The sequence below is a fragment of the Microbispora sp. NPDC088329 genome (assembly GCF_040685655.1).
In the GTDB taxonomy this organism is placed as follows: domain Bacteria; phylum Actinomycetota; class Actinomycetes; order Streptosporangiales; family Streptosporangiaceae; genus Microbispora.
Genome location: NZ_JBFBIP010000001.1, coordinates 449,709 through 475,953 on the forward strand (window position 1 = coordinate 449,709; position 26,245 = coordinate 475,953).

Annotated in this window: 24 protein-coding genes and 1 tRNA gene; 10 read left to right on the forward strand and 15 right to left on the reverse strand. The window is 71.0% G+C overall.

The window, feature by feature from the left end; all coding sequences use genetic code 11:
• Positions 1–15: 15 nt before the first annotated feature.
• Positions 16–105: transfer RNA gene (locus AB0O28_RS02220), tRNA-Ser, on the reverse strand.
• 189 nt (positions 106–294) lie between these two features.
• Entirely contained in the window at positions 295–858 is a 564-nt protein-coding gene (locus AB0O28_RS02225) for a YceI family protein (protein ID WP_363635346.1), read from the reverse strand.
• Positions 859–956: 98 nt separating this feature from the next.
• Here AB0O28_RS02225 and AB0O28_RS02230 point away from each other — a divergent pair, with 98 nt between their 5' ends.
• A complete protein-coding gene (locus AB0O28_RS02230; RefSeq protein ID WP_363635348.1) occupies positions 957–1,454 on the forward strand; it encodes a MarR family transcriptional regulator in 498 nt (165 codons plus the stop codon).
• A gap of 137 nt (positions 1,455–1,591) precedes the next feature.
• On the forward strand, positions 1,592–2,590 hold the full coding sequence (locus AB0O28_RS02235; protein ID WP_363635350.1) for an excalibur calcium-binding domain-containing protein: 999 nt from the start codon (positions 1,592–1,594) through the stop codon (positions 2,588–2,590).
• A 9-nt stretch (positions 2,591–2,599) separates the two neighbouring features.
• Here AB0O28_RS02235 and AB0O28_RS02240 read toward each other — a convergent pair whose 3' ends face one another.
• The gene (locus AB0O28_RS02240) at positions 2,600–3,100 is read right to left on the reverse strand and encodes a SigE family RNA polymerase sigma factor (RefSeq protein ID WP_363636147.1); all 501 of its coding nucleotides are present in this window, start codon (positions 3,098–3,100) and stop codon (positions 2,600–2,602) included.
• Between the two features lie 274 nt (positions 3,101–3,374).
• Here AB0O28_RS02240 and AB0O28_RS02245 point away from each other — a divergent pair, with 274 nt between their 5' ends.
• On the forward strand, positions 3,375–4,343 hold the full coding sequence (locus tag AB0O28_RS02245; RefSeq protein WP_363635352.1) for a hypothetical protein: 969 nt from the start codon (positions 3,375–3,377) through the stop codon (positions 4,341–4,343).
• 3 nt (positions 4,344–4,346) lie between these two features.
• Positions 4,347–5,177, forward strand: coding sequence for a MauE/DoxX family redox-associated membrane protein (locus tag AB0O28_RS02250; protein WP_363635354.1), 831 nt, complete (start codon positions 4,347–4,349; stop codon positions 5,175–5,177).
• 105 nt (positions 5,178–5,282) lie between these two features.
• Here AB0O28_RS02250 and AB0O28_RS02255 read toward each other — a convergent pair whose 3' ends face one another.
• From AB0O28_RS02255 to AB0O28_RS02280, 6 genes are all read right to left on the reverse strand, one after another.
• On the reverse strand, positions 5,283–6,464 hold the full coding sequence (locus AB0O28_RS02255; protein WP_363635356.1) for an ATP-binding protein: 1,182 nt from the start codon (positions 6,462–6,464) through the stop codon (positions 5,283–5,285).
• A gap of 513 nt (positions 6,465–6,977) precedes the next feature.
• Positions 6,978–7,946 (reverse strand): ankyrin repeat domain-containing protein, encoded by a 969-nt coding sequence (locus tag AB0O28_RS02260; RefSeq protein WP_363635358.1) that lies wholly within the window; start codon positions 7,944–7,946, stop codon positions 6,978–6,980.
• Positions 7,947–8,019: 73 nt separating this feature from the next.
• Positions 8,020–8,355, reverse strand: coding sequence for a hypothetical protein (locus AB0O28_RS02265; RefSeq protein WP_363635360.1), 336 nt, complete (start codon positions 8,353–8,355; stop codon positions 8,020–8,022).
• Positions 8,352–9,908 carry a radical SAM protein gene (locus tag AB0O28_RS02270; RefSeq protein ID WP_363635362.1) on the reverse strand — a complete coding sequence of 519 codons (1,557 nt, stop codon included), beginning with the start codon at positions 9,906–9,908 and terminating at the stop codon, positions 8,352–8,354. Before AB0O28_RS02270 ends, AB0O28_RS02265 begins: the two co-directional genes overlap by 4 nt.
• An 8-nt stretch (positions 9,909–9,916) precedes the next feature.
• On the reverse strand, positions 9,917–10,210 hold the full coding sequence (locus AB0O28_RS02275) for a hypothetical protein (protein ID WP_363635364.1): 294 nt from the start codon (positions 10,208–10,210) through the stop codon (positions 9,917–9,919).
• Positions 10,211–10,629: 419 nt separating this feature from the next.
• Entirely contained in the window at positions 10,630–11,463 is an 834-nt protein-coding gene (locus AB0O28_RS02280) for a prolipoprotein diacylglyceryl transferase family protein (RefSeq protein ID WP_363635366.1), read from the reverse strand.
• A 175-nt stretch (positions 11,464–11,638) separates the two neighbouring features.
• On the opposite strand from AB0O28_RS02280, the gene AB0O28_RS02285 reads away from it, so the two are divergent.
• On the forward strand, positions 11,639–12,481 hold the full coding sequence (locus tag AB0O28_RS02285; RefSeq protein ID WP_363635368.1) for a M15 family metallopeptidase: 843 nt from the start codon (positions 11,639–11,641) through the stop codon (positions 12,479–12,481).
• A 222-nt stretch (positions 12,482–12,703) separates the two neighbouring features.
• Here the strand turns inward: AB0O28_RS02285 and AB0O28_RS02290 are convergent, their stop codons facing one another.
• Positions 12,704–14,326, reverse strand: coding sequence for a cellulose-binding domain-containing protein (locus tag AB0O28_RS02290; RefSeq protein WP_363635370.1), 1,623 nt, complete (start codon positions 14,324–14,326; stop codon positions 12,704–12,706).
• An 872-nt stretch (positions 14,327–15,198) separates the two neighbouring features.
• Here AB0O28_RS02290 and AB0O28_RS02295 point away from each other — a divergent pair.
• Both AB0O28_RS02295 and AB0O28_RS02300 read left to right on the forward strand, forming a co-directional pair.
• Entirely contained in the window at positions 15,199–16,074 is an 876-nt protein-coding gene (locus AB0O28_RS02295; protein ID WP_363635372.1) for an NUDIX domain-containing protein, read from the forward strand.
• A 118-nt stretch (positions 16,075–16,192) separates the two neighbouring features.
• Complete coding sequence (locus tag AB0O28_RS02300) at positions 16,193–17,293, forward strand: hypothetical protein (RefSeq protein WP_363635374.1); 1,101 nt, start codon at positions 16,193–16,195, stop codon at positions 17,291–17,293.
• Positions 17,294–17,299: 6 nt separating this feature from the next.
• Here the strand turns inward: AB0O28_RS02300 and AB0O28_RS02305 are convergent, their stop codons facing one another.
• The 3 genes from AB0O28_RS02305 to AB0O28_RS02315 form a co-directional block, all read right to left on the reverse strand.
• Positions 17,300–18,529: a family 16 glycosylhydrolase gene (locus tag AB0O28_RS02305; protein ID WP_363635376.1), complete on the reverse strand. Its 1,230-nt coding sequence runs from the start codon at positions 18,527–18,529 to the stop codon at positions 17,300–17,302.
• A 168-nt stretch (positions 18,530–18,697) separates the two neighbouring features.
• Positions 18,698–19,543 carry an MBL fold metallo-hydrolase gene (locus tag AB0O28_RS02310; RefSeq protein WP_363635378.1) on the reverse strand — a complete coding sequence of 282 codons (846 nt, stop codon included), beginning with the start codon at positions 19,541–19,543 and terminating at the stop codon, positions 18,698–18,700.
• 384 nt (positions 19,544–19,927) lie between these two features.
• A complete protein-coding gene (locus AB0O28_RS02315; protein WP_363635380.1) occupies positions 19,928–21,358 on the reverse strand; it encodes an MFS transporter in 1,431 nt (476 codons plus the stop codon).
• Between the two features lie 128 nt (positions 21,359–21,486).
• On the opposite strand from AB0O28_RS02315, the gene AB0O28_RS02320 reads away from it, so the two are divergent.
• Positions 21,487–22,437, forward strand: coding sequence for a sigma-70 family RNA polymerase sigma factor (locus AB0O28_RS02320; protein ID WP_363635382.1), 951 nt, complete (start codon positions 21,487–21,489; stop codon positions 22,435–22,437).
• Here the strand turns inward: AB0O28_RS02320 and AB0O28_RS02325 are convergent.
• Positions 22,434–23,111, reverse strand: a complete 678-nt coding sequence (locus tag AB0O28_RS02325; RefSeq protein WP_363636149.1) for an alpha/beta hydrolase — start codon at positions 23,109–23,111, stop codon at positions 22,434–22,436. The genes AB0O28_RS02320 and AB0O28_RS02325 overlap by 4 nt on opposite strands.
• A 150-nt stretch (positions 23,112–23,261) precedes the next feature.
• Here AB0O28_RS02325 and AB0O28_RS02330 point away from each other — a divergent pair, with 150 nt between their 5' ends.
• On the forward strand, positions 23,262–24,503 hold the full coding sequence (locus tag AB0O28_RS02330; protein WP_363635384.1) for an MFS transporter: 1,242 nt from the start codon (positions 23,262–23,264) through the stop codon (positions 24,501–24,503).
• 10 nt (positions 24,504–24,513) lie between these two features.
• Entirely contained in the window at positions 24,514–25,362 is an 849-nt protein-coding gene (locus tag AB0O28_RS02335) for a PIG-L family deacetylase (RefSeq protein WP_363635386.1), read from the forward strand.
• A 4-nt stretch (positions 25,363–25,366) separates the two neighbouring features.
• Here the strand turns inward: AB0O28_RS02335 and AB0O28_RS02340 are convergent, their stop codons facing one another.
• Positions 25,367–26,236, reverse strand: a complete 870-nt coding sequence (locus tag AB0O28_RS02340; protein ID WP_363635388.1) for an ABC transporter ATP-binding protein — start codon at positions 26,234–26,236, stop codon at positions 25,367–25,369.
• Positions 26,237–26,245: the final 9 nt, after the last annotated feature.

A 26,245-nucleotide genomic window follows, 5' to 3' on the forward strand; every position in this document is an offset into this window, starting at 1 on the left:
AGGGGCTTTGAACTGCGGAGGCTCGGGGATTTGAACCCCGGATGGGCTTAAGACCCAAACCGCATTAGCAGTGCGGCGCCATAGACCTGACTAGGCGAAGCCTCCTGGTAGCGCGTTGCTCAGCACAGCGTACCGGCGATCGTCCAAGGCGGCAAAGCGGATTGCCGAGTGAAGCTCGCCACCGTCGCGGATCTCACGCGACGGGGCGTTTTGGATCGATGCACAGCCCTTGTCCACAGGTTGTGGACAAGGGCTGTGCACAGGGTGTGGATATCCGCCTCCGCCCCGCACAGGCTACGCCTGGCGGATGGCCTCGCCCTCGATCTCGATTTTGACCTTCTTGCCGACGAGGACGCCACCGGTCTCCAGGGCCTGGTTCCAGGTCAGGCCGTACTCCTCGCGGTCGATCTCGGTCTCCGCGCCGAACCCGAAGATCTCCTGACCCCACGGGTTGTTGGCGGCGCCGTTGAACTCGACCTTGAGCTCGACCTCCTTGGTCACGTCGCGGATCGTGAGGTCGCCGACGAGCGTGAACTCGTCGCCCGACAGGCCGGTCACCCGCTTGCTGCGGAAGGTGATCTCGGGGAACTTGTCGGCGCCCAGGAAGTCGTCGCTCCGCAGGTGGCCGTCGCGGTCGGCCGCACCGGTCTCGATCGTGCCCGCCTTGATGACGACGTCCACGCTGGACTCGAGCGGGTTCTCGGCGATGACGATCTTGCCCTCGTAGTCGGCGAAGTGGCCGCGGACCTTGCTGACCATCATGTGCTTGACGACGAAACCGACACGCGTGTGGGCCTTGTCCAGCGCGAACTCGCCGGCCGTCGGGACCTTCAGGCCCTCCCACTCACGGATGCTCATGACTGCTCCCCTGATCGTTGCTGTGCGGATGTCTTACTCAGCAAATGTCTACCGGAGAAATATTCCTCTCGTCAACTATCGTGCCGTAGACTTGGGCCATGGACCCATTCGACGACCCACGGCTCACGGCGATGGGCCTGTTGGCGGAGGTCTGCACCGGGCTGTCCGACAAGACCAGCCCCACGTTGGCCGCCGCCGGACTGTCCGAGGTCGACTTCGAGACCCTGATCCGGCTGGCCCGTTCGCCGGAACGACGCCTGCGGATGAGCGATCTCGCGGCCCAGACGTCGCTTTCCACGAGCGGGATCACCCGGGTGGTCGACCGCCTGGAACGCGACGGGCTCGTCGAACGGCACGCCTGCGCCAGCGACCGCCGCGCCTCGTACGCCGTACTGAGCGAGACGGGAGCGGAGCGACTGCGGGCCGTGCTCCCCCGGCACCTCGAGGACATCGAGACCTGGTTCACCGGGCTGCTGACCGAAAACCAGCTCGCCGAGTTTCTGCAGGCACTGCGGGTGATCCGCGACGTCGTACGGCCCTGCGCGACCGCCGGCGCACGGGAGGCAGGCAGGGCTCCGCAGGCCAAGACGGGCTGAGTCCCTCGAAATCAGGATTAGAGGGAACTGATCGGACGGACTGGCGTAAACGATCGTTTTCTGGTGGACTCCGTAATTCAGGAAACGGCTCCACGACAGCCGACGTAGTCCCCCGTACCCGAGCCCATGGAGCGCCCGTGCGTTTCCCCTCACGCGCACTCGCCGTCCTCGCCGCCGCGGCCCTCGCAGTCCCCGCCGCCGCTTCCACCTCCGCGTTCGCGGCGGCCACGGTGACCCCGAGCCCGAGCCCGACCCCGAGCCCGACGCCTTCTCAGACGCAGACGCCCGCCGCGGCGACCCCGAGCCCCCGCGCCACCTCGAATGCGACCCCCAAGCCCACCACCACGACGAAGACCACGCGGCCGAAGAGCGTGCCGAAGGACGCCGTCGAGGTGACCGTCAAGAAGATCCTGACCGGTGACACCGCGGATGTCGTCACCGTGAGCGGCAGGACCGTACGGATCGGCCTGCTGGAGGCGGAGGCCCCCGCCAAGGGCGCCTGCTGGTTCCCGGAGGCGACCGCCCGGCTGAAGGCCCTGCTGCCGCCCGGCAAGCCGGCGTATGTCCGGGCCGCCGAGCAGGTGCCCGAGAAGAACCGCATTCTGATCTACCTGTGGTCGTCCACCGGCGTCTACGTCAACGGCGACATGGTCAGGAGCGGCCTGGCCCAGACCGTGAACTCCTTCCCCGAGCACACCTACACCCTGTGGCAGTACAACGAGCAGGTTCGCGCGCAGATGGACAAGGTGGGCCTGTGGTCGGGGTGCTGGGCGGCCGACACCTACGACAGGCGTTCCGGCGTCCAGGTCCCTCCGGGCACCGGCGACGCCCTGACCCCGGCGCCGATCGAGCCGGCCGACGCGGCCCCCGCCCCGCCCGGCACGACGTACTCCCCTGAGCCGCTTCCGCAAGGAGGCACCACCGGATCGGTCGCCGCGGTCAGCCCCTCGCCGAGCCCCAGTCCGAGTCCGAGTCCCAGTCCGAGCCCGAGCCCGAGCGCCGGCGGCGCGACCGACACCAGGTACGGCACCTGCGAAGAGGCGATCGCCCACGGGTTGGGCCCGTACTATCGCGGATCCCTCGAGTACGAGTGGTACATCGACGCCGACAGCGACGGCGTGGTCTGCGAGAGGTGACGCGGGGCGTCAGTTGACCCTCTTGCGGGCGTCGGGCACGACCAGGTCGCCGCGCAGCTTGGCCATGCCTCGCGAGACCGAGCTCTTGACCGTGCCCACGCTGATCCCGAGGGTCCTGGCGATCTCGGGCTCGGTCATGTCCTCGTAGTAACGCAGCACGATCGCCGTACGCTGCCGCGCGGGGAGGCGGTCGAGCGCCTGCTCCAGTTCGTCGTACCGGTGCCGCGGGTCCTGCTGCACCGGTACGTCGGGGAGCTCCTCGGAGGGGTATTCCTCCAGTTTGCGCCGCCGCCACCAGGAGATGTTGATGTTCACCATCGCCCGCCGCACATAGCCGTCGAGCGACGAACGGTCGCGGATGCGGTCCCACGCGAGGTACGTGCGGGCGAGGGCGGTCTGCAGGAGGTCCTCGGCGTCGCTGGGGTTCCCGGTCAACTGGTTGGCCACGCGGAGCAGGGCCGCCCCGCGAGACTGCACGTACGTGCGGAACTCCTCATGGTTCACGATCAGGGATCACCAACCCGGCCAGAGAGGCATCTCGTGCCAGAATCGCAGCCGTGCCCTCGGATCCGGCTGAACCGAAATCCAGGTTTCGCACCCTCCTGGGCAAAGACCGGGCAAGCCGGTGGCGGCCCGTCACGCACGCCGTACGCGCTGTCGGGCAGTGGTTTGCCCGTAACAGGTGGCAACGCCTTGCACCGGGAGGAGGAATATTGATCCCGGACGCCACCAACGCCCGGAAAACCGCCTCTCCATCCCCCTCCGGCATGTGAGGCTGGAAAGCGTGGAAGGGGCGATGCCGTATCGGGCCGGAGAGCGAAGGCGGAAGCTGGCGGCGGCGGTTCTCGGCCGCGACGCCGGGCCCCCGCCGCGGTCCCCGGAGGAGACCGAGCCGTTCGACGTGGTCAGCGGCGACCTCCTCGACGTGAGCCCGCACCTGATCATCGTGGAGACCGCCGACGGCGAGCGGCGGCGTCTGGTGATCGCGCCGTGGGCGACCGCGTGGCGCGGGGGCGCGGTGGCGCCCGCCGACCTGCCCGCCGGGGCGCGGGTCGTCATCCGGGCGCTGCGATCCGGCACCGTGGCCGAGCACATCTGGGCCGACATCACCCGGATCACCGGCGTCATCCGGGAGGTTCGGGGCCGGCGGGACCTCACGATCGAGCTCGACTGCGGTCCGCATCGCCGGGAACGCTCCATCGTCGTTCCCTACCGCTCCTCCGGGCGCATCCGGGTGCGGCACCCCAAGCTGGAGCCGGGCTACCTGTTCGACGCGATCGGGCTGCTCGACCAGGGCACCACGCTCGCGCAGCTCCCGGCGACCTCGCAACCGCCGTACCGGGCCACGGCCGCGCCCTCGCCTCCGGCGGCGTACGCAGGAGGCCAGGCGGGCATCTCGGGCACGGCCGTCTGGGCCGACTTCACGGACCTCACGGAGTTCGCAGAAGAGGGCGTCACCTATCCAATGATCGAACGCGAGGACACCGGCTGCGAGGAGGGCGGCGTCTCCTGCGCCGGCCTCCCGTACCTCGCGCTGGGCTCGCTGCTGCGCGTGCGCAATGTGTGCGACGGCCGGGCGGACGCACTGCCGATCGTCGCGTGCGGGTGTCTCGCGGGGCGGTTCTGCGACCGATGCCTGGAATGCGGCACGTCCCCGCGCGGCAGGATCATGGAACTGGCCGCGTCCTCGTACGTCGCGCTCGGCGGAGACTTGACCAAGGGCTGTTTCAATGTCCGCGTCGGATTGGGGTGACCGGTGCTTTCGACCATCGCGGCTGCCGCGCTGCCGATCCTCGTGGTGACGCTGGCGCTGGGCGGCGTCGCCAAACTGGCCACGGCCGGACGCGAGGCGTCGCCGGGGGCGCTGGCCCGGCTCGGCCCGGCGGTGCTCATGCCCGAGCGCTTCGCCAGGCCCGCCACTTATGCCTGCTCCCTGGCCGAGCTCGCGCTGGCGGCCGGTCTGCTGGTCGTGGACCACCCGGCCGGCCGATGGCTGCCGGCCGCGTTCTTCGCTGTCGCGACATACGTCCTGTGGGATCTGCGCAGGCGGCGGCCGGACGTGGGGTGCGGGTGCTTCGGAGACGTGAGCGACACGCCGGTCGGGCTGCGGTCGATCGTCCGGGCCGCGGCGCTGACCGCGATGGCGGTCCTCGTCGGGGTCGAGGGCGTCACCGGGCTGCCTCGTGTCACCGCGGAGACGGCGCCCTGGATCGGCGCAGGGGTCGCCCTGCTGCTCGTCTGCTCCCCCGAGATCGACGAGATCGTCTCCCGCCTGCGGCACCGGGCGCCGTGCGAGCAGCGGCCGACGCCGCCCGGACGGGCCCTGTCACGGTTGCGGGCCAGCGCGGCGTGGCGGGCCCATGCCGGGTCGCTGCTGACGGACGAGCCGGCCGACATGTGGCGGGAGCTGTGCTGGCGCTTCTTCGTCTTTCCCGCGCAGGGCGACGCGGAGGTGGTGTTCGCCGTGCATCTCGACGGCCGGCGTCCCGACGTACGTGCCGTCGTGGTCGGGGCCGACGGCCACGTGTCCGCGGCCGGTGACCACAGCGCCGCCTCTCTGCGGGAATCTACGCCTGTATCGGCCTGACGCTATACACGCGTAGATTCCCGCATTGAGGACTTTCACTTCAGCTCTCTACGGCTCTCTAGCTTCCCCTCTAGAAAGCCGTAGAGAGGTCGATGGGCGCGCCGGTCACACCGGCTGCGCGCGGAGGAACCTCCCGAAATGCGGAACGGTGAACCCGATCACACCGCGTTCGGCGCTGTAGATCAGGCCCTTCTTGATCAGGCTGTCGCGGGCCGGGGACAGGCTCGACGGCTTGCGGCCCAGCGCCTCGGCCACCTCGGCGGTCGGCACGGGGTCGTCGCCGAGCTGGGCCATGGCGTGCATGTAGTCCCGCTCGGCGGGGGTGGCCCGCTCATACCGGCTGCCGAAGAAGCCCACCGCGAGCTCCTCCTCGGCCTCCGGGGCGGACACCTTGATGTCCTCGGCCGTGATCGGGCTGCGCGGAGCGAGATCCCAGGCGACCTTGCCGTACGCCTGGACGAAGTAGGGGTAGCCGTCGGCCGCCTCGTACAACGCGTCGAGCGCGTCGGGCGTGAACTCGACGTCTTCCCTGGCGGCCGGGGCGATGAGGGCCAGGTCGGCGGCGTCCCGGTCGAGCCGGTCGATGCGCGCGTAGCGGAACAGCCGCTCGGAGTAGCTCTTGCTCGCCGACAGCACGCTCGGCAGGTGCGGCAGGCCGGCGCCGACGACGATCAGCGGGCCGCCGTTCTGCGACAGCTCGTGACAGGCCGCGCACAGAGCCGAGACGTCCGGCGCCTGCACGTCCTGCATCTCGTCGATGAACAGTGCGATGCCGACGCCGAGATCGGTCGCGACGCCCGCGGCGTCGACGAACAGCTCGGTCAGGTCGATCTCCAGGTCGCCGGAGTCGGCCCGGCCGCGAGCGGCGGGCACGTCGATGCCGGGCGACCAGTGGGAGGTGCCCTTGGCCGCGGCGGGGTCGCGCATCGCGAACGCCTTGAGCACGCCGAGGAACTCCTCGATGCGCTCGGGGGCGCGGTGCCGGGGGGCGAGCTCCCTGATTGCCATGTGCAGCGCGGCCGCCACCGGGCGGCGGATCGACTGGTCGGGCCTGGCCTCGATCTTGCCGGTGCCCCACAGCCGTTGCATCGCCATGGACTTGAACGTGTTGAGCAGGACGGTCTTGCCCACACCGCGCAGGCCGGTGAGGACCATGCTCCGCTCCGGACGGCCCCGGGCCACCCGCTCGAGCACGATCTCGAACTGCTGCAGCTCGCGGTCGCGTCCGGCGAGCTCCGGGGGGCGCTGACCGGCGCCGGGGGCGTAGGGATTGCGCACGGGGTCCACGCTCTCGGACTTTATGACGGCATATAGCGGCCGTCGTAGATTTCCGTAGAAAGCGCTACGGCGTGTCGCCCGGCGCGGCCCCGGCACGCATCGCCCGGCGATGGGCGGTGCCTGAACCGGGACGACCGGGACGACAGCGGGCGGAGCCGGGGAGGGCACGACCGGATCGAAGGCCACGGGTCCGGCGACAGCCGGAGCGGGGGCGGCGGACACCGTGAGCACAGCCATCACACACCCCTTACCTGCCGGGACTCGACCGAACCCGTGTTCGATCCGATGGCCATGACTGTAGCGCGTCATCGAACACCTGCGCGAGCTTTCCGCGAAAGCGCCGTCAAACACCGTCGTTCAGGTGGCAGCCCAGCCCCACTGGCCCTGACCCTGCAACGGCCCCGGCAACGCCCTGCGCGCCGTAATCGGCGGCGCGACGCGGCCCACACCCGCTTGTCCGCCGGCCTGCCCGGCGACCGGTTCCTCGCGCGGCCCGCGCGTTCGCATGCCTCGTCCTGGCGTTCAGCGCCAGTGGTCGCGTTCGGGGAGCCTCACCCACGTGCTGGGCGATTCGATGGCCGCGGCATCGTCCAGTCGCAGGCCCGCGCCCGCACAGCAGTACGCCAGCGCTCGTCCACGGAACAGGTAGCTGCTGAGGATCTCCTCCGCCGAGCCGTCGGACGAAGGGTTGCCGCCACCGGGATGGGTGTCCCATGCCACGATCCCGCCGTCCCGGGTGACGCTCCCCTGGTTGCCGCTCTTGGGATTGGCGTACATCGCGAAGCAGACCGTTCCCGCCGACAGGCGCTTCGTGACACCGGTCGCGTACGGCATGTATCCCCACGGCTGACTGACGACGCAGCCGCCGGGCACGTCTGTTATCCCGACGATGGCGAGGTTCTCGTCGAAGTCCTCGAAGATGTCGTCCTCGAGAAGCTCGTCGACTTCGGCGCCGTCGACAGGGGCGGCATCCAGGCGGCGTGCCGCCTCGGCCGCGGTGACGCCGGCCACGCAGGCCACGGCCACCCCGTCATAGTAGAAGTCGCCCAACGCGTCGATGAGACGCCTGGCCTCCGCCACCGACTCCAGTTCGGCGTCGGACAGGCCGGGCCGGCCGGCGGGATCGCCGAACAGGCCGGGGGTCGGCGAGGCCAGGCTCAGCCGTCCGGGCGACCAGCCGTTCATCATCGGCCGCCACGGGTCGGCGCCGGCCTCGGCCAGGATCCGGGCGTTGTCCGGACGGCCGGCGAAGACGGCCCTCCACAGCGCCGTGCGGCCCTCGTGCTCGGCGTCGACGTCGTCGACGCGGGCGACCAACTCCGCCACCACCTCGGGAGAGCCGCATTCGGCGGCCGCGTGCAGCGGCCGTCCGTGGTAGAACACCCCCGAGTTGGGATCGGCGCCCGCGTCGAGCCGGGCCCGGATCAGCCTCAGGTTCTTCCAGGAGTCCCAGCCGATGCCGGACCAGTCCGCTTCGTGGGCGACAGCCATGACGCTCCCTCGGTGAGTAGGTAGGCCGATCATGGCGAGGCCCACCGACAAAACCGTGCCGCTTCGGAGTCCGCTAACGGGACACGTGCGGGAGCACGAGGGCCGCCGCGGCGGCCAGGGCGATCAGCCCCAGGTAGGCGAGGACGATCCGGGTGTCCCTGAGATAGCACTTGCTCCTGGTGAGCCCGGCACGGCGCGCCCGCCAGTATCCGGCGAATCCCAGGGCCGCGAACCCGAGCACGGCCCAGGCCCCGAAGAGCCAGGCGAGCAGCGCCACCGTCGCGTACACGCACAGCTTCAGCGGGTCGTACGGCTTCGCCTGCCCGCCCTCGGACGCCCGCGCCGCGAGGGCCTCCTCGTACGCGACGCCGGTCGGCCGGTCGCCGGGCTCCCCGGGCGGGAGGCTCATGTGATCTCCAACAGCGGAAGCCGTACGCCGGGGTCGGCCGCGGCGACGGCGGAAAGGCGCTGGCGCGCGAGCGCCGGCCAGGCCTGGACCGCGCAGAACGGCGCGCACTGGTCCTGGTCGGAACGGGTGCCGACATGGACGCAGCACTGGATCAGCCGCTCCTCCAGCATCGTGGACATGTCCATGAACGGCTTGATCGTGATGCGGACGACCCGTTCGCCGAGCAGCCGGCGCAGCCGCCGCTTCCGGCCGGGCAGGGCCGAGGACGCGAGCGTCAGCAACGTCGACAGCCCGAGATCGCAGTTCTCGCAGATGTCGCGCCAGATCTTGCCGATCTCGGGGTGCGACAGCGACGACTGCTCCGACAGCAGGCCGAGCAGCGACTCCTGCACGGCCATGCGGAGCTCACGGGGGATCTCCGAGTCGGCGATGCGGTTGGAGACGAGCCCGAGGTTCTCCTTGAGGCGGTCGTGCCCGATCAACGCCGTCAGGGAGCGCCACCGGTCGGCGTCGTCCTTGACCATGTAGCCGACCGAGCAGCAGTGCGGGTGCGAGCAGGGCAGGGCGGTCAGGTCGCGCCAGGTGACCAGGCCGTCCGTCTGGGGGCCGAGGCGCTTGAGCACGCCCGTGTGGGTGAGCCGGTCCATCGGGTCGATCGCGCCCGACCGTCCCGAGCCGAACTGCGGCTGGATCGAGACGCCGCCGACGTACGGCGTGTCGAGGGCCAGGCGCACGACGTCGCCGATCTCACCGTCGTTCACCCCGAGGGCGGCGGTCATGACGAGCGTGGTGAAGATCTCCCGCTCGGACAGCCGGCGCAGCGCCTCCGCCTTCTGCCGCCGCAGGTCACCGCCCCGGTGGTGCCGGGACGCCTCGGCCGACAGGCCGTCATACTGCAGGTAGACCTCGACGCGTTCGCGATGCTCGGTGAGCAGGTCGAGCAGGGCGTCGTCCCTGGCCACCAGAAGCCCGTTCGTGTTGATCAGGATGCGGGTGACGGGCCGGGCCGCCAGCTCGGTGAGCAGCTCGGGCAGGTCGGGGTGAAGGGTCGGCTCGCCGCCGCTGAGCATGAGCACGTCGAGACGGCCGTTCTCGCGGGCCAGGCGCTGGTCGACGTTGGCGAGGATCTCCCGGACCGGCACGATCCCCCGCAGGTCTGGCGAGGACTCGGTGAAGCAGGTCGGGCAGCGCAGGTTGCACGCCTCCGCCACGTCCTCGAGGAGGATGCACGTGTGCTGGGTCTGCATCTCCGGCAGCCCCCGCAGGTACGCCTCCGGGACCGGATCGAAGTTTCCGGGGACGTCGGGGAGGTGCGCCTTGGTGGGGGCGGTCCACTCCTCCAGGTAGGCGAGGATCTCCGGGTCCTCGTCGTAGAGGGTCCTGACCATGCCGTGGGTGCGGCAGCCGCGCTCCAGGTAGACGCGGCCGTCGCGGGCCACGAGCCGGCCGGACAGCCGCGGCACCTCCGCCAGCGGACGGTCGGGCCGCTCCTCGTGGCAGCGCGGGCAGAACGCGTTGACGTAGCGGAGGATGCGGTCTCCACGCAGGGGCATTCCGGTGCTCAAAACATGCCATCCGTGTAGAACGAGGGGTTGACGCCGGTGCAGAGGCCGGCGGTGAGAATCGTCAGGAGCGCCCAGCCGATCATCAGGCCCAGCCCGAGCCCGCGAGACCAGGGCTTACGGAGAAGAAGCAGGAGCGTTCCGCCGCCGAACGCGATCGCGGCCAGGATCACGGCCCCGCCGATGAGCGCGACGTTCTTGTGGTCGCTCGCGATCCCGTCCGCCACCGAAAGGGTCACGAGGAAGAGCACGAAGTTGACGACCACATAGGCCACGATCCCCACGAAGGTCATCGCGATGACCGTGCCGGTCGAGTTCGGAGCCGGGGGCGGCGGCCATGGGCGCGGCGCCCCGGGCCCCGGGCCACCCGGGCCGAAGGGTCCCCCCGGACCCTGTGGCCCGCCGGGACCGTAGGCTCCACCCGGGCCGAAGGCTCCCCCTGGGCCATGCGGCCCGCCGGGTCCCGGGGGTGATTGCGGGCCACCGGGACCGTTCGGCGCGCCCGCGCCGGGACCGTGCGGACCAGCCGGGCCGTGGTGAGCACCGGGGCCGTGATGAACACCGGGAGCAGGGGGCGCCGAGCCCTCGGACTGGTCGCCGGACGCCGCTCGGCCCTCGGGCCGGTCACCGGGAGACCCGGGCGGGCCTTCGGGCCGGTGAGGATCGCCCTGCTGCGGGTCGTGCGGCCGCTCGGGCGGCTCGGGGGGTGTGCTCATCTCTCCTCCTCGCCCACGGGCGACAGCCGGGCGGCCGGTAACAGCGGTCGCCGCTCGCCCCGCCGGGGGAGCAGTCGATCGTAGAACCCCTTGCGATATCCGAGCCAGAGACGGACGGCGAGAAGCGCGAGCCCCGGGACGAGGAACCACTGCGGGCGGGTCAGGTCGAGCCAGACCGTCTCGTTCGCTCTGGTGAACTCGACGAGGAATCGGAAGACGGCGTACGCGCCCAGATACAGAGTGAACAGTTCCCCCGGCCTGTCGACCCGGCTTCGCGCCCACAGCAACGCGCCGAAGGCGGCGAGCTGGAAGACGGTCTCGTACAGGTATGACGGGTGCATGGCCTGCCCGGCCAGGCAGCCGGGGCACTCCGGGACGGTGGCCGGGGCGTGGACTCCCCAGGGAAGGCTCGTGGGCCGGCCGGGGGCCTCGGTGAGGAAGCAGCCGACGCGGCCGACGGCCATGCCGAGCGCGACCGCGGGCGCGAACAGGTCGCCGGTCCGTTCCCGGTAACCGATCAGCCGTTTCGCGACCAGCACCCCGACGTACGCGCCGGTCAGGCCTCCGAGAATGCTCCGGGCACCGAACATCCACGCCTCGAGGAGGCCGGGGTTGAGCGCGGGATCGAGATGCTCGGCCCAGCCGGACAGCCGCATGCCCATCGCCCCGCCGACCAGCGCGCCGGTGACGGCGACGAGGGACTCCTCTTGCAGGGCCCCCCGGCGGCGCGCCTCCAGGACGAACACCACGCTCGCGAGGATCACGCCGAGGCCCACGAAGAACGCGTGGGTCGGCACGCTCACCCCGCCGAAACGCAGCTCCTCAAGCACGACGCCACCCTAGCGACGGCCCATAACGAATCCGACTGCCAATTCGTACGGCTTGCGCCCCTTCTGTACGGCGATTCCAGCCGAATAGCCGACGCTTTATCCACAGGAATCCCGCTGTCCACAGGAAACGTGCGCGACCGCCGGCGCACGCCTTGTCCGCAGGTAACCTGCGCCTATGACCTCCTTGTGGAACCGCAGGTCAGCGGTAGTGGTAGCGGCTCTCGTCGGGATGACCGGCTGTGCCGGGGTCGGTGACGCGGGTGCGTCCGGCACCGCCCGGACCCGGGTGTCCGCGCCCGCCGCGGCGTCGTCGCCGTCCAGCATGGCCGGCGCCGGCCCCTCGGCCGCGCAGGCCTCAGCCGCGTCCGTCACGCCTTCGCTCGTCACGCCCTCGGCCGCGCCGATCTCGCCCGCGCCCGGCAGCGGTCCCACGCCGAGCCCGAGCGGGCCGCCGCCCTTCTCGGCGAAGATCGAGAAGGTGTCCCGCGACGACGTCCGGCACTCGTGGCGGCCCGGCTGCCCGGTTCCGCTGAGCGGGCTGCGCAAGATCACCATGACCTACTGGGGCTTCGACGACCAGGCGCACACCGGCACGCTCGTGGTGAACAAGAAGGTGGCCGAAGACGTGGCCTCCGTCTTCGGGAAGCTCTACGACATGCGCTATCCCATCCGCCGGATGGAGCCCGTCGACGTCTACAAGGGCAGTGACTACGACTCCATCGACGCCGACAACACCTCGGCCTTCAACTGCCGCAACGCCACCGGTTCCGGCAGCTGGTCCAACCACGCGTACGGCCTCGCCGTGGATCTCAACCCCCGGGAGAACCCGTACGTCTACGCGAACGGGTCCAACGCCCACCGCAACGCCGACGCGTTCGTCGACCGGCCGCTCAAGAAGCCCGGCGTGATCAACGACGGGGATCGCGTGGTGCGGGCCTTCAGGCAGATCGGCTGGGGCTGGGGCGGCTCGTGGTCGGGCGCCAAGGACTACCAGCACTTCTCGGTGAACGGCCGCTGACGCCGGTGCCGCGCAAGCCGCACCGCGGGCCCCGCCCACCGCGTACGGCGCGTGGGCGGGTCGCCCGCCGGTGACCCGGTGATGGTTGTCCCGCCCACGGGTTGTCCCGCCCCGCCGGTGACCCGGTGACGGATTGCCCCGCCCGCCGGTGACCCTGTGAGAGGCCGGCAGGGCCGAGCCGTGATCCACCGGGGAGCGCTTGCCGGGTGACGAGACGACCGGTTACGGCGTGACCGGCCTGCCGCCGAAGGTCACGACGAGGTGGCCGTCCGAGGCGAAGGACCAGCCCATGGCGCCGGTGTAGGAGGAGCACCGGGACCCGTTCGAGCCGGACCAGAACTGGTTGGAGCTGTCGGCGTTACCGACCGTCTTGTCGTTGGACCCGCTGCCGCTGCGGCACGAGGTGTTGTTGCGGAACACCGAGGTGCCCGTGTCGAAGGAGAAGTTGCGCTCGGCGTTGTCGATGCCGACGTTGTTCGAGATCGACATCGTGCCCGGGTTGCTGTTGTAGGTGAACCCGTGGTGGCCGTTGCGGTAGGCGATGCTGCGCCGGACGATGTGGTTGACGGAGATCTTGTCGCCGCCCAGTTTGTAGCCGTTGCGGTCGCCGTCGCCGGCCTGGCTGCCGTCGGTGAGGGTGCCGTTGTTGTAGGACAGGGAATCCTCGATGGTCACCGGCCCGATGGCTCCGGTGTCCGTCTTGGTGTAGAGGTCCCAGCCGTCGTCGATGTTGTTGTGAGACACGTCGTAGCGGAAGACGTTGCCGGTGCCGGTGGTGAGCTTCGCGGCGAAGCCGTCGGCGTCCTCGCCGTCGGAGTCGGCGTTGTCGTGCGACTCCGCGCTGAGGATGAGGTTGTTGGACGGCCACTGGTCGCGGGGGGTGTCGGAGGCGATCCGCCCGAGCTGCAGCCCGGTGTCGCGATTGAACCGGGTCACCGTACGCTCGATGATGTTGTTACTGCCGCCGACGTAGATTCCGTTGTCACCGGCCCGCTCGACGACGATGCCGTACACATGCCAGTACGAGCCGTTCACGGCGAGTCCGCGGTTCGACGAGGACTCGCTCTGGGCCGAGAAGTTCAGCACCGGAGTCTCACCGGGGTAGGCGGACAGGGTCTTGCGGGCGTTCGAGGTGCCGTTGTTGCCCGGTGCGATGGTGATCGTCTGCGTGAAGGCGTACCGCCCGCCGCGCAGATAGATCGTCCCGCCGGGGGCGACGCGCGTGATCGCCGAAGTGAGGGTCGTCGGGTCGGACTGCGTCCCCGCCGCGCCGTCCCTGCCGTTCGGCGACACGTACACCGCGCCACTCGACGGCGTGGTCGAGGGCGAGGGGGTGGGTGACGGCGAGGGCGAGCGTGTCGGGGAGGGCGACGGGGTGGGCGACAGGGCGGGCGACAGGCTGGGCGAGGGTGTGGGCGATGAGGTGGTGGTGGAACCGGTGCACGTGACGCCGTTCAAGGTGAACGCGGCGGGCTTGGGGTTGGACCCCGACCAGCTGCCGTTGAAGCCGATGGACAACGACGCGCCGGTCGCGATGGCGGCGTTGTAGTCCACGTTCGTGGCCGTGACGTCCTGCCCGCTCTGGCTGTAGGTGGCCGACCAGCCGGTGCCCACCTTCTGACCGCTGTCGGGGAAGGCGAACCCGAGGGTCCAGCCGTTGATCGCGCTGCCCAGGTTCTGGATCGTGATGCCGGCGGTGAACCCACCCGGCCAGTCGTTGGTCGTGTAGGTCACGGCGCACCCGGTGGCGGCCTGTGCCGTTCCGGCGGTGGTCACGCCGGCCAGGGCGACGGCTCCGGCGAGGGCGCCGATCACCGCGGCGCCCGTTCTGGTTCTGCTTTTCACAACAGAGCTCCTTGCAAGGTCGCGCAGGGCCCCTGACCGAGGAATGACTCCTGACCCCACAAGGGGTTTCGTGCACCTGAACTACATCCATCCACAGGAACACCGCGCATCAAGCTACGATCCCGTCGATCGCCGGTCAACGCCGCGCCGAGGCGGCTTTCCGCCCAGGACGGCCCTCACTTGCGCAGGGATCGCTGGAGACGGGGAACGAAATCCGGGACCGGCTGAAACGTTCAGGCGAGAACTCGGAAAACAAAGGGGCGACCGCCGGCGATCATCGGGCCACTGCCGGCGATGTCCTCGCCCGGCCGGCCTGCCGTCGCCTCACCACACCCCTGACGGCGGCGACCCTGCCGGTACGGATGTACCGGCAGGGTAACGAGCCGAGCCCGTCGGAAACGGTGATCGGATAAGAGCCACCACCACCCGCACCGGCGACGGCGCGAGAAGGAGGAGAGAAAAGGGAGGACAACGCCCGCTCCTCCGGCCGCAGGAAGCGGGCGTCTCTCCAGATATGACATCTCCTGATTCTCCGGACAAAGGGGAATCACGAGTGAGGGCTCACACGTTAACGGGCTCCGGACACCGGGTCGGAAAGGATCGCTCACCGGTTAATAACGATCGGCCTACGACACCGTCACACTGGCGATCAGCCAGGTTCCACAGGTCGACTCCCTGCCGATCGCCACCGCTTCCCGCGAACCGCCCACGAGGCCGCCACGCGCCTTCGGGACGTACGTCTCGCGACGCGGATCCAGGTCGTCCGCATCGCGGATGGAGTGACCCTCGTCGATTTGGTCGCCGGGCTGGAGGTGCCCCTCGAACGCTGGTGACCGTCAAAGCGATTCGGCAGGCTGCGGCAAGATGGGTGCATGGCGGCGAAGGACGGCGACGGCTGGGCCCTGTGCGAGCTGGGGCATCAGCACTGGGGGCTGTACGGCGCCGCCGGCCTGCTCACCGTGCACCACACGCTCGACGGCATGCCGTACGTGCTGATGCAGAAGCGGGCCTGGTGGAGCCATCACGGCGGGACGTGGGGGCTGCCGGGCGGCGCGTGCGACAGCCATGAGGACGCCATCACCGGCGCGCTGCGCGAGGCGCGGGAGGAGGCCGCGCTGGACGCCGATCTCGTCCGGGTGCGCGGGCTCTACGTCGACGACCACGGCGGCTGGTCGTTCCAGACGGTGATCGCGGAGGCCGGGGGGCTGCTCGACGCCGCGCCCGCCAACGGCGAGAGCGCCGACATGCGCTGGGTGGCGGCCGACGAGGTGGCCGCGAAGGAACTGCATCCCGGTTTCGCCGACTCGTGGCCGAGGATCCGGCCGGCGCTGAGCCCGGTGGTCGTCGTCCTCGACATGGCCAACATCATCGGCGCGCGGGCCGAGCACGGGTGGTGGAAGGATCGCGCGGGGGCCGCGAACCGCCTGCTCAACGAGCTGGTCCCCCGTTCCGCACAGGGCTTCGACGAGATGCCGGAAGGGGTTCCCGCCCTGGCCCGGTGGTTCCCGCGCGTGGTCGCGGTGCTCGAAGGGGCGGCGGCCGGCGCCGCCGATCCGGGGCCGGTGACCGGGGACCTGACGGTCGTGGTGGCCGGGGGCAGCGGGGACGACGCGATCGTGGAAGCGGTGCGCGGCGCGCGGTCATGGGAGACGGCCCTCGTCGTCACCGCCGACCGGGGGCTGCGCGAGCGGGTGACGGCCCTCGGCGCCCTGGTCACCGGTCCTCGCTGGCTGCTCAAGCAGCTCTGAGCCACACCCATCCCGCCATCGAGCCCGGCACGCCCACCTGCACCCGGCACAGTCCGCCCCCGAGCCGGGGCAGTCGAGGGCTTTATGCCTATTCGCCCTATTTGGGCAGGATGAGGATGTGACCCTGCGCTACCGCCGGCTGGCCGCCACCTGGACCGTCACCGTTCCGATCCTCGCCGTGGCAGTGCTCGCTCTGGCGTGGGGACGGACCATCCCTCCCGTCGTCGTGGTGATCGCGGCGGTCTTCCTCGCGGTCTCGGTGCTCGCGGCCGTGCACCACGCCGAGGTCATCGCCCACCGCGTGGGCGAGCCGTTCGGGTCGCTCGTGCTCGCCGTCGCGGTCACGGTGATCGAGGTGGCACTGATCATCAGCCTCACCGCGTCGGGCGGGCCGGCCGCGTCGTCGCTCGCCCGCGACACGGTGTTCGCCGCCGTGATGATCACTTGTAACGGGATCGTCGGCCTGTCTCTGCTCGTCGCGGCGCTACGGCGGCGGGTGGCGGTGTTCAACGCGGAGGGGACCGGAGGCGCGCTGGCCACCGTCGCCACCCTGTCCACGCTGAGTCTCGTCCTGCCGACGTTCACCACCGGCCAGCCGGGGCCGATCTTCACCCCGGCCCAGCTCGCGTTCGCCGCGCTCGCCTCGATCGCGTTGTACGGCCTGTTCGTGCTCACGCAGACCTTCCGGCACCGCGAATACTTCCTCTCGGTGGAGCCCGGGACCGAGGGACCGGATGCCGCCGGCCACGCCGGTCCGCCGACCACACGGGCTGCCACTGCCAGCCTGGCGCTGCTGCTGACCGCGCTGATCGCGGTGGTGGGCCTGGCGAAGGTCGAGTCGCCCGCCATCGAGGCGACCGTACGCGCGGCCAGCCTGCCGCAGTCCGCGGTGGGCGTCGTGATCGCGCTGCTGGTGCTGCTGCCGGAGACCCTCGCCGCCGCGCGGGCGGCCCGGCGCGCCCGGGTCCAGGTCAGCCTGAACCTCGCCTTCGGCTCGGCCATGGCCAGCATCGGGCTCACCATTCCGACGATCGCCGCCGCCTCGCTGTGGCTGAAGGGGCCGCTGCTGCTCGGACTCGGCCCGACGCACATCGTGCTGCTCGTGCTGACGGTCGTCGTGGCGACCTTGACCGTGGTGCCCGGCCGGGCCACCCTCCTGCAGGCGGGCGTGCACCTCACGCTGTTCGCCGCCTTCCTGCTCCTCGCCGTGAGCCCGTGAGCGCGGTCAGCCGCGGGTCCACTTCTGGTTGGCTCCGCCGGTGCAGTCCCACAGTTGCAGGCGTGCGCCGCTGGCGGGATTCACGTCCACGATGTCCACGCATCGGTTCGCGGGGACGTTGACGAGGTCACCGGCCGGGGTGAGCGTGAAGCGCTGGGCGCCGGTGCCGTTGCACGTGTAGAGCTGAATGGGCGTGCCGTTGGCGGTGCCGGCCGCGGCGGCGTCCATGCATTTGCCCATCGCGCGGACCGTGCCGTCACCGTTGATCATCCACTGCTGTGCGGCGGTGCCGTTGCAGTCGTACATCTGCAGCCGGGCGCCGTCGACGGGGTTCGCGCTCGGGATGTCGACGCAGCGGCCGTTCAGGTTGGACTTCAGCGCGGTACCGGTCCCGCTTCCGCCGTCGCTCGTCCAGGCGGAGACGCGGACCCAGTCGATCAGCATCGTCTGCGGGAACGACGTGGTGGAGTCGGGGTTGCCCGGCCAGTAGCCGCCGACCGCGACGTTCAGGATCATGAAGAACGGGTGGTCGAACACCCACTGGTTGCCGCGGATGTCGGCCGGTGTGACGCGGAAGTACTCCGAGCCGTCCAGGTACCAGACGATGAGGTTGGGCGACCAGTCGACGCGGTAGGTGTGGAAGGCGTCGCCGAGTGGCGCGCCGATCGTCCGGTTGCCGCCGACGCCGCTGCCACCGGAGTAGCCGGGGCCGTGCACGGTGCCGTAGACGGTGCCGGGCGTGTTGCCGACGTTCTCCATGACGTCGATCTCACCGGTGTTGGGCCAGTTGCCGCCGCCGAGCATCCAGAACGCCGGCCAGATGCCCTGACCCTTGGGGATCTTGATGCTCGCCTCGAAGCGTCCGTACGCCTGGCTGAACTTGTCGGCGGTCAGGATGCGGCCGGAGGTGTACTGGCAGGTGCCGTAGTGGCACTGATAGTTCGACGGGTTCTCCCGCCGGGCGGTGATGGCGAGGTGTCCCTGCCCGTCGTGGTACACGTTGCGGGTCGAGTTGGTGTAGTACTCCAGCTCGTTGTTGCCCCAGCCGCCGCCGCCGATGTCGAACTTCCACTTGGAGCCGTCGACGGGCGTTCCCGCCGCGGCGTTGAACTCGTCCGACCAGGTGACGGGGCCGATGGCGGCTTCGGCTCGGTCGGCGCCCGTGCCGGCGACCAGGCCGCCGGTCAGGCTGACGACCATGGCCGCGGCCATGATGAGGAGCCGGGGTTTGCGCATGGAGATCTCCGGTTGGTGGGGGGATGCCAGCAGGATCTCCGGCCCGCGCCCCTACGCGGAGGAAGGGCGCGCACCGGTGCGTCCAGCGCTTCAGTAAAGTTTTAATTCTTGAATTAAGATGCAACACCCCTACCGCGTGGACTGTCAATAGACCTTGACTGTGTTGTGTCAGCCGGGTCCGGCGACGGGACGGCGCGGGCGTACGCCGGCCTGCCGTACGGGCAGCCGGTAGGTCTCGCCGCGCATGAGGTAGTGGACCAGGTGCGACAGTCCCGCGCTCCGAACGTGCCGCTGGAAGTCCTTCAGCGGGGAGGCGAACGCCGCGTAGTCGTCGTAATGCACAGGCAAAGCGGAGTCCGGCTGTATCAGCCTGAGCCACTCCGCTCCCTGGGCGCCGTCCATGGTCACCGTGAGGCCGAGGATCCGCGTGCCGCCGAGGTGCACGATGCCGACGTCGATGTCGGGGAAGCGCCGCGGGATCTCCGACAGGCACTCGTCCATGACCGTGTCACCGCTGATGTGCAGGCGCAGGTCCACCTCGCCCGCGTGGGCGAAGTCGAGCACGCTCCCCATGACCGGCGGCATCAGGCCGTTCGCCGGACCCGGCGCGTGCCGCGCGGGCGTGGCCGTCACCGTCAGCGTGCTGTCCCCGTGGCGCTGGTGGTAGTACTCCCAGGGTTCCAGGCCGATGGCGTGGTCGAATCCCTGGCGGCGTACCCGGGCCGCCGCGTGGCGGGTGGTGACGATCGGCAGGTCCTTGTCGAGTCCGTTCCTGGCGATCCTGTCCCAGTGGTCGCCGTGCATGTGCGACAGCACGACCAGGTCCAGGGGCGGAAGCTGCGCGATCTCCATCGCCGGCTCGGTGCGGCGGCGAGTGCTCAACCCCCAGCCGAGATGGGCCCGCTGCCCCTTGTGCAGGAAGTTCGGATCCGTCAGCAGGGTGAACCCGTGAGAACGGATGATCATGGTGGCGTTTCCCACGAAGAACACGGTCGCGTCCGCTGGATCGGGCATGACGCCTCCCCTCTCCCAGACTTTCAGGCTACGTAAACCACTACAAATCACCCCAAACCGGGGGGCGGTTACCGCTGCCGCGCCCGACAAGATGCGCCGGAGGGTTCAGCCGGAGACGAGTGAGAACCCGAGCTGGGAGTACAGCTCGAGCAGGTCGAAATAGTCCCGATGGGCGGCCACGAGACCGTTCTCCGCGTGGCAGGCTCCGCAGCCGCGCACGGTGATCCGCCGGATGCGACGCGCGAGGCGCCTTCGGCGTCCCCGGGGACGACACCTTCGGCGATTCGTCCGGGCGCGCGGCTCGGCCCTGCGGCGATCCCGGAGGAGTGAGCCACCTGGGACCCCGGGGAGCCCGGGGTCCGCTCGGTGTGTGCGCCGGGGTGCTCAGGCGGGCCGGGGCCGTGCGGCACGGGCCAGGGTGACCGCGGCCACCACGCCGAGGGCCGTGACGATCGACAGCCACCGGGCGGTCGTGCCCATCGCCTCCGGCCTCGGCGGATCGGCCAGGCTCAGGAAGACGGTGCCGAACACCGCCACGCCGGTCAGCTGGCCGAACTGCATGGCCGTCGTGAGCAGGCCGCTCGCGTCGGCGGCGCGGGCGGGTGGCACGTTGACCAGGGCGTGGTTGAGCAGGCTGATCGAGATCCCCAGCCCGGCGCCGTAGACCACCAGCGCGGCCCACATCATCGGGCCGCCGGTCGCCGAGACCGCGAGACCGGCCGTGCCGAGGGCGCACAAGACCAGCCCGGACGCCGGGAGCAGCCGGTGGATCCGGCCCGGCAGCCTGCGCCAGTAGAAACTGGCCAGTCCGAACGCCGTCGCCATGGGCAGGAACGTGAGCCCGGCCCGCATCGGGCTCTCCCCGAGGCCGCTCTGCAGGTGCATGGCGAAGGTGAACAGGAACCCGCCGTAGGCGACCATCACCGCGATCAGCGTCGCCAGGCCCGAGGGCATGCCGGTCGCGCGCAGCACGTCCAGGTTGAGCAGCGGGTCGCCGCCCCTGGCCGCCGTACGGCGCTGCGCCACAACGAACACGGCGGCGAGCACGACCCCCGCGGCGATCGAGACGTACGCCCACACGGGCCAACCGGCCTCCCGGCCCAGCACGAGCGGAAGCACGATCAGGAGCGTCGCGGGCAGCGCGAGCGCGAGGCCCCGCAGGTCGAGCCCACGCGCCCCGCGCGGCCCGGACGGCGCGTCCGGAGGCAACAGCCGGGGCACCGCGACCGTCAGCAGGACGCCCGCGGGGACGTTCACCAGGAACACCGGCCGCCAGCCGGTCCCGGCGAGGTCGGCGCCGGTCAGCACCCCGCCCAGCGTCAGCCCGGCGACCGAACCGGCCGAGAGTACCGAGGCGTACGCGCTGAGCGCCGTGGCCCTGGCCCTGCCGGTGAACCGGGTCTGGATCACGCTCATGATCTGCGGGACCATCACCGCCGCCGCGGCCCCCTGGACGAACCTGAAGGCGATCAGCGTCCCGATGTCCGGAGCGAGCCCGCACAGCAGCGAGCCCGCGGTGAAGGCGGCGACCCCGATCACGTACATGCGGCGCCTGCCGTACAGCTCGCCGAGCCGGGCGCCGGTGATCAGCAGGGTCGCGTACGCGATGATGTAGCCGCCGACGACCAGTTGCAGGGCGGCCCCCGAGGCCTCCAGGTCGGCGCCGATCCGGGGAATCGCCACGTTGACGATGTAGAGGTCGAGCAGCCCCATGAACTGGCCGGCGAGCAGCACCGCCAGCATCGGCCAGGGCCGCCCGGCACGGGCCGGGGCCGGCCGGGCAGAGGCGGGGCGGGTGGTGTGGGTGGGGATCATCCTCGTCCTTTCCGTGAGCGGTTTCGCCGGTACGTACCGGGAGCGTGCGGACAACTCATCGGTCACCGATGAGTCGGCGGCGGCGAGCCGGTAGATACCGGTGACGGCGACGCGACGCGGGAGAGCGCATGTGGAGTGACGAGGAGTTCGAGCGGATCACCGGGCCCCACCGGCGTGAGCTGATGACGCACTGCTACCGGATGCTGGGCTCGGTGCACGACGCGGAGGACCTGCTGCAGGAGGTCATGCTGCGGGCATGGCGGGCGTCGGGCGACTACGACGAGCGGCGGGCCTCCCCGCGCACCTGGCTCTACCGGATCGCGACGAACGCCTGCCTCACGGCACTCGAACAACGTGGCCGCCGGGCACTGCCCTCGGGCCTGACCGGCCCCGGCGACGACCCGGAGACGGGGCCGCAACGGAGGCTGCCGGAGGTGACCTGGCTGGAGCCGATCCCCGACGCGCTGGTGGACCCCGCCGCGATCGTCGCGTCCCGGGGCGGGATCCGGCTGGCGTTCGTCGCGGCCCTGCAGCATCTGCCGCCGCGGCAGCGGGCGGTGCTCATCCTGCGCGAGGTGCTGGCCTGGCGGGCGAGCGAGGTCGCCGACCTGCTGGAGACGTCGGCCGCCGCCGTCAACAGCGCACTGCAGCGCGCCCGCGCCCGGCTCGCCACGGTCGCCCCGGCCGAGGACGACCTCGTGGAGCCGGACGACCCCGCCGGCCGCGACCTGCTCGACCGGTACGTCACGGCGTTCGAGAAGGCCGACGTCGACGCCCTCGAACGGCTGCTGCGGGAGGACGCGATCCTGGAGATGCCGCCGTTCCTGTCGTGGTTCTCCGGCCGGGAGGAGTTCGGCCGTTTCATCCGCTGGGTCTGCACCCGGCGCGGCCCCTGGCGGATGGTGCCGACGCGGGCCAACGGGCAGCCGGCGCTCGCCGCCTATGTCGACGGCGGCGACGGCGTCCCGCGGGCCCACTCGGTGCAGGTCTTCACCGTCACCCGATCCGGCGTCGCGCGGAACGTCGTGTTCGGCGATCCCGCCCTGTTCACCGTCTTCGGGCTGCCGTCCACGCTCTAGGGAAGGAAGGCGAGCACCTCGCGGACGAACGCCTCCGGGGCGTTCTCGTGCACCAGGTGCCCGGCGGGAATCGTGACGAGCGTCGCGCCGGGGATGCGGCGGGCCATCTCGGCGACCCGCTCCTGCGGGATGTGGCTGTCCGGCCCGCCGCCGATCACGAGCGTGCGCGCGGTGATCAGGCCCAGCCGCTCCAGCCACGCCGGGTCGGGCCGGTCGACCTCGGGCCTGATCGCCTCCACCATGGCCCAGTCGAACGTCAGCGGCCCCTCCGGCCGTACGAGAGGAGGCGGGACGCGCGGCACGGGGAGCGGGACGTCCTCCAGGATCAAGGTCCGCACCCGGCCCGGCCGCTCCGCGGCGAGCAGGTAGGCCACGACGCCGCCCATCGAGTGCCCGATCAGGTCCACCGTGCCGAGCGACAGCGTGTCGAGGAAGGCGAGGACGTCGTCGCGCATGAGTTCCAGGCCATAGTCGCCCGGCCAGTCGCCGGCGCCGTGGCCGCGCAGGTCCAGGGCGTACACGCGCCGACCGGCGGCCAGCACGCCGGCCACGCCGTCCCAGGAGACCATGCCCTCGCCCAGCCCGTGCAGCAGGACCAGGGGCGGGCCGCCCTCCGGGCCGTACGCCCGGTAGGCGATGCGGATGCCGTTCGCCCGGACCGTCGCGTGATCCATCACATGGCGACGATAACCCCCTGAAAACCCCTATGGGAGCAACAGGGACACCAAGTAGCATGACGCCGAAAACGGGATCACCGTTGATCACGGATACGGCCGGTCCCGCACGCGGGTGGCCGGAAGGCTGCTCGTACCGCGGGAGGTCAGGTGTCCGGACTGGGGCGTCGGTTGTGGGCGCCGGTCGCGCTCTCCTACGTCACCTTCGTCCTGGTCGGCCTGAGCTCCGGCGTGGGCGGGGTGCTGCTGCCGGCGCAGATCGACGACTACGGCCTCGACAAGGCCACGATCGGCACCCAGTTCTTCGCCTTCTCCGCCGGGTTCATGCTGTCCGGCTCGACCGCCGGTCCGCTGATCAACCGCCTCGGGATCCGGGCCTCGCTCATCCTCGGCGGCGGCACGTTCGCGCTGGCCGGCCTCTTCACGGCCGTGCGCCCGCCGTTCCTGGCCTTCCTGGTGGGCCAGATCGTGGCCGGGTACGGCACGGGCATCTTCGAATCGGTGCTGAACGCCTACCTCACCGACCTGCCCGGGGCGACGACGCTGCTCAACCGCCTGCACGCGTTCTTCGGCGTCGGCGCGCTTCTCGGGCCGCTGCTGGCCACCTGGATCTTGACCTTCCTGCCCTGGACGGCCGTGTGGCTGGTCCTGGCCCTGGTCTGCCTGCCGCTGCTGATCGGCTTCTACCTGACCCTGCCCGCCCGCGAGGCCCCGCCCCCGGGGGAACACACGGGAGAACACGCCGGGCCCGCCACCGGCGGGCTGCTGGCCACCGCCTCGCGGCAGCCCGCCGTCCTGCTGGGCGCGGTGTTCCTCGCCGTGTACGTCGGCCTGGAGATCAGCGTGGGGAACTGGGGGTTCAGTTTCCTGGTCGACGAGCACGGGCAGAGCGACCTGCTGGCCGGCTACACCGTCTCCGGTTACTGGCTCGGGCTCACCCTGGGCCGCTTCCTGATCAGCCCGATCGCCACCAGGCTCGGCCTGACCGCGACCGGGATGACCTTCGTCTGCCTGGCCGGAGTCACGCTCAGCACGATGCTGGCCTGGCTCGCGCCGGGCGCCGCCGTGGCCACCGTGAGCTTCGTGCTGCTCGGCTTCTGGCTCGGGCCGATCTTCCCCACGACGATGGCCGTCGCGCCGCGGCTGACCGTGGCCCGGCTGGTGCCGACGGCGATCGGGCTGCTGAACGGCGTGTCGGTGGTCGGCGGCGCCGTGTTCCCGTGGCTCGCCGGTGCGATCGCGCAGGGCGTCGGGCTCTGGACCCTGCCGCCCTTCGCCGTGGTGCTGGCCCTGCTGCAGCTGGTCGTCTGGTGGCTGCTGGCCGGCCGCATGGCCCCGGCCCCGACGCCGCCGGTCAGCGGTGTCCCCACGCGAGATCAAGGGGCGATATAGGGTCGTCCGGGTGACGGTAAACGACACTGCGGGGGACGGAATGGACCGAGAGCTCACCCTGATGGCTGTGCACGCCCACCCGGACGACGAGGTGATGGGCACCGGCGGGGTCTTCGCGAAGTACGCCGCCGAGGGTGTCCGTACGGTCCTGGTGACGTGCACCAACGGGGAGCAGGGAGACGGTCCCGGAGGGGTGAAGCCGGGCGAGCCCGGCCACGACGACGCCGCGGTCGCCGAGCGGCGCCTGGCCGAGCTGCGCGAGTCGGTCGGCCACCTCGGCATCGGCCACCTGGAACTGCTCGGCTACCGCGACTCCGGCATGGTCGGCTGGGAGGGCAACGGCCACCCGGACGCGTTCGCCAACGTCCCGGTCGAGTCGGCCGCCGCCCGGCTCGCCGAGCTGATGGAGCGCTACCGGCCCCAGGTGATCGTCACCTACGACGAGAACGGCAACTACGGACACCCCGACCACATCCAGGCCCACCGCATCGCGGTCGCGGCGGCCGAGATGACCGGCATCCCCGACAAGCTCTACTACGTCGCCGTGCCGCGCGAGCGGATCCGGGAGATGTTCGAGTTTCTGCGCAGCAGCGGCATGGCCCCGGACGACTTCGAGCTTCCCGACGACTTCGGCACCCCCGAGGAGCTCGTCACCAGCGTCGTCGACGTGTCGGCGTACGTGGAGAACAAGTTGAAGGCCCTGCAGGCCCACGCGAGCCAGGGCGAGAACATCCCCATGCTGCAGATGCCGCCCGAGGCCCAGCACCGGGCCTTCTCGCACGAGTTCTTCACCAGGAAGACCTCCCGCGTGGACGCCCCGGACCACGAGGACGACCTCTTCGCCGGCCTCCGCGACTGAGCGCTCAGCTGGGGACGGCCTCGCGCATGAGCGCGACGTAGCCCTCCTCCAGCGACGGCTGCACCGGGACCGCCGCCGGATCCGGCTTGGCCGGGCTGACCACGCGATAGTGCGTGCCGTCCGGCCCGCCGACCGCCGACACGACCACGCCTGTGGCCGGGGGCGGCCCCTGGGTGACGACCTCCCACGTCGCGCCCCGGGCGCGGCCGATGATGCCGGTCACCGGACCGGTGAAGATCACCCGGCCCGCCGCCATGACGGCGGCCTCCTGGCAGGTCTGTGCCACGTCCTCCACGATGTGGGTGCTCAGCAGCACGGTCCGGTGCCCCGCGATCTGGGCCAGAAGCGTGCGGAAGCGGATACGTTCCTCGGGGTCGAGCCCGGCCGTCGGCTCGTCCACCACGACCAGCGCGGGGTCGCCGAGCAGGGCCTGCGCGATGCCGACCCGCCGCCGCATGCCGCCGGAGAAGCCCTTGAGCCTGCGTCCGGCGACGTCGGCGAGCCCCACCATGTCGAGCAGCTCGCCGATCTGGCGGCGCCGGGCCGAGTCGTCGTCGAGGCCCTTGAGCAGCCCTATGTAGTCGAGGAACTCGCGGGTCGTGAGATCGGGATAGAGGCCGAGGTCCTGCGGCAGGTAGCCCAGCCGCCGCTGCACGGCCAGCCGTCCCGCCCGGGTGGTGAGGTCGTGGCCGCCCACCAGCACCCGCCCGCCGGTCGGGGACAGCACCCCGGCCAGGATGCGCATCAGAGTGGTCTTGCCCGCGCCGTTCGTGCCCAGCAGGCCGAACATCCCTCCGGGGACCTCGAGGTCGACGCCGCGCAGCGCCTCGACGCGTCCGAACCGCCTGCGCAGCCCGCTGATCGTGATGTCCATGGTCTACTT